This is a genomic window from Chamaesiphon polymorphus CCALA 037, assembly GCF_003003845.1.
Taxonomy (GTDB): domain Bacteria; phylum Cyanobacteriota; class Cyanobacteriia; order Cyanobacteriales; family Chamaesiphonaceae; genus Chamaesiphon; species Chamaesiphon polymorphus.
On the sequence record NZ_PVWO01000638.1, the window covers coordinates 1 to 2,785 of the forward strand.

Here is a 2,785-nt window from a genome sequence, read left to right on the forward strand (position 1 = left end):
CCTCTACCCAACCTACATGCTATTCACGCTCAATTCTCAATTCTCAATTCTCAATTACTCAAACCACATCTGGCAATCGACGGCGACGAATATACAACCATAATAAACCAAGCGAACCGAGCGCAATCCCGACCAAACTAATTACTTGAGCGATTCTGAGCGAACCCAGCATTAAACTATCCGTCCGCAAACCTTCAATACCAAACCGTCCGATACTATAAACAACTAAATAAATCAAAAATATCGAACCCGTCCGTAGTTGATGGTGGCGATTGTCTCTAACGAATAACCACATCAAGAAACCAAATACTAACAAATTCCAGAGCGATTCATACAAAAATGTAGGGTGAACGTAATTGCAAGTTCCACCACCGCTGGGAATACATAATTTCCATGGTAAATCGGTCGGCCCGCCATAGGCTTCTGAGTTAAAAAAATTGCCCCATCTACCGATCGCTTGGCCTAGAGCTACAGATGGCGCGACAATATCGGCTAATTGCCAAAACGAAATCTGCTTGAGTTTGGCAAAAATAATTGCTGCGATCGAGCCGCCAATAATCGCCCCATGAATGGCAATTCCGCCTTCCCAAATCTTGATAATTTGTTCGGGATTTTGCGAATAATTTTCCCATTGAAAAGCGACATAATATAGTCGCGCGCAGGGAATTGCTGCCAATACCAACCAAATTGACAGATCGGCGATCGCTTCTGGATCGACATCGCGAGACTTTGCCAATCGCATCGATAAATTCACGCCAATTAATACCGATGAAGCAATTAATAAGCCATACCACTTGAGGCGAAAACCACCAATCTGGAAAATTTCTTCTCCAGGCGATACAAATTGAAAAGCGAGGAGAAATCGATCCCAATCGAGAGCGAGAGCGCGATCGGAATTAACGAGATCTAAACTAGGTAGTTGCAAGAACGAAGCTAAATTTTCGACACAGAGACTAGGAAAATGCAGTAACTCAGCTAACATATTAGATCGGTTGGTAGTACCCAGGAGGACGGGCTATGTGTAATTATCCAAAGACAATAATTTATCGATTCGCTCTGCATCGAGCCGATCGATCTTTAAAGGCTGGCAATCGCTGGGACTGAGGTACTCCGGCTCGAATTTATCCCACTGCGCTGAAGGTGCTGCTGCGCGCTTGGGAATACGGGGTAGGGTTGGTTTTAATTCGATCGGGTGGAGCTGACGCGGATCGAGTGCGGGTTCTTGGCGATCGGGTAATGTTATGGCTGGTGAGGCTGATGACAAGTCGATCGATCGTGATTCGATCGACGATGACTCGGACATGAAGTCTTCATCTTCTACCCATTCTTCCCAAACAGCTCCATCTTCATCGATGGATAAGTCGATTTCATCATCCATATGTTCGAGATCTTCTACTAGCGATCCGATGCGATCGGTTTGTGGATTACGCTGCATTGCGATTCTAGGAGCGGTCAGTGGTTGCCATGGGACTCGAGTAGCATCGCAACTGGCGGCTAACTCAGACAACTCTTCATCGCTAAATTTTGCTGCCTTACTAACAATAGAGCCGATCGGTCGATCTTGACGATCGATTGGTGATGCAGCCGTAGCTTCATGCAGTCGCGCTACCAAAGTATCGGTGTCCATCCACTCCGCCTGAAGGATCGGACTGGGGTGATGTTCTTGGCTGGCAGCATTATGGATCGATGGGGCTAACACTGTCAAAATTGCTTTGAATCGATCGAGATAACCCTGCACGATCCGGTGGCTCGCCACAATTTGGTCGATATGTAATTTTTGCAATTTGAGATAATTACTGCTGTTCGTGACGACATCTTTACCGACCTCATTGTGAATATCTCCTGTCAGTAAGTTGATTTTGGTGCGGAGATATTCCCGATCTGATGACTCGGAGTTGGCTAGCTCCTGTGTCAATCGCGTCGTCACATCCAACTCGTGAGCAAATCCTCTGTGCAAGAGAGTTGTATCCCGCACTACTAATGCTAAAGCTTCATGAAGTCGTCCGGCTTGTAGCTTTTGTTGGAATTCTTCGCTGGAGATCATAGTATTTAGGTGACAGGACTCACCAGTAACTACACAGATCGTAGCTCAGTTCGGCAAGCATCGATCGGAGCAATGGCAGGCTCAGGCCAATCACATTGCTATGACAGCCCTCAATTTTGTCAACGAAGCCACTGCCTTTGCCTTCTAGAGCAAATCCACCCGCACAGACTAACGGCTCGCCAGTGGCAATATAAGCCTCAATCTGAGCATCGGTCACTCGCCCGAAGTAAACTTGGGTAATCCCACAGCGGACGACTTTTCTAGATTGGGTTTGGTCGATCAGGGCATGTCCGGTATATAGAGTTCCGCTACCGCCCCGCATTTTTTGCCAGCGGGTAAATGCAACTGCGGGATTTTCCGGTTTGCCATAAATCTCATTACCGACAACAAACACAGAATCGCACCCCAAAATGAGAGAGTCTTGGACTTGGTTGGTGACAACTTCTGCTTTACGCTGCGCTAGCGTCTCTACCAGTGCCACCGGATCGCGCAGTTGAATCTGCGATTCGTCGAAGTGACTGACGCAGACGAGCGGATTGATGCCGACGCTCTGAAGCAATCGTCTCCGAGCGGGTGAAGCAGAAGCTAGTACAAAGTTAATATTCATACGTTTACAGAAGTTCTGGAAAAAATGTTCGCACTCACGCTGAATGTCCCACGGGGATAGGATCGGATCTCTTCTCCCAGTGTTGGGCTACGGGTGGTAACAAGAGTTATTTGAGTTGCTGCATAGTCTGTGTT

Annotated in this window: 3 protein-coding genes; all 3 read right to left on the minus strand. The window is 47.2% G+C overall.

Annotation, left to right across the window (positions count from 1 at the left end):
- Positions 1-58: 58 nt before the first annotated feature.
- Genes lgt through C7B77_RS27595 form a run of 3 tightly spaced genes read right to left on the minus strand, consistent with a single transcriptional unit; the run spans position 59 to position 2,651 of the window.
- Complete coding sequence (gene lgt, locus C7B77_RS27585) at positions 59-982, minus strand: prolipoprotein diacylglyceryl transferase (RefSeq protein ID WP_106312598.1); 924 nt, start codon at positions 980-982, stop codon at positions 59-61.
- Positions 983-1,015: 33 nt separating this feature from the next.
- A complete protein-coding gene (locus tag C7B77_RS27590; RefSeq protein WP_106312601.1) occupies positions 1,016-2,044 on the minus strand; it encodes a hypothetical protein in 1,029 nt (342 codons plus the stop codon).
- A 19-nt stretch (positions 2,045-2,063) separates the two neighbouring features.
- Positions 2,064-2,651, minus strand: a complete 588-nt coding sequence (locus tag C7B77_RS27595; protein ID WP_106312604.1) for a Maf family protein — start codon at positions 2,649-2,651, stop codon at positions 2,064-2,066.
- Positions 2,652-2,785 lie beyond the last annotated feature (134 nt).

Bases quoted from the DNA above. Each gene is read 5' to 3' on its own strand.
- lgt (WP_106312598.1), bottom strand. From the start codon at position 982: ATGTTAGCTGAGTTACTGCATTTTCCTAGTCTCTGTGTCGAAAATTTA.
- C7B77_RS27590 (WP_106312601.1), bottom strand. From the start codon at position 2,044: ATGATCTCCAGCGAAGAATTCCAACAAAAGCTACAAGCCGGACGACTT.
- C7B77_RS27595 (WP_106312604.1), bottom strand. From the start codon at position 2,651: ATGAATATTAACTTTGTACTAGCTTCTGCTTCACCCGCTCGGAGACGA.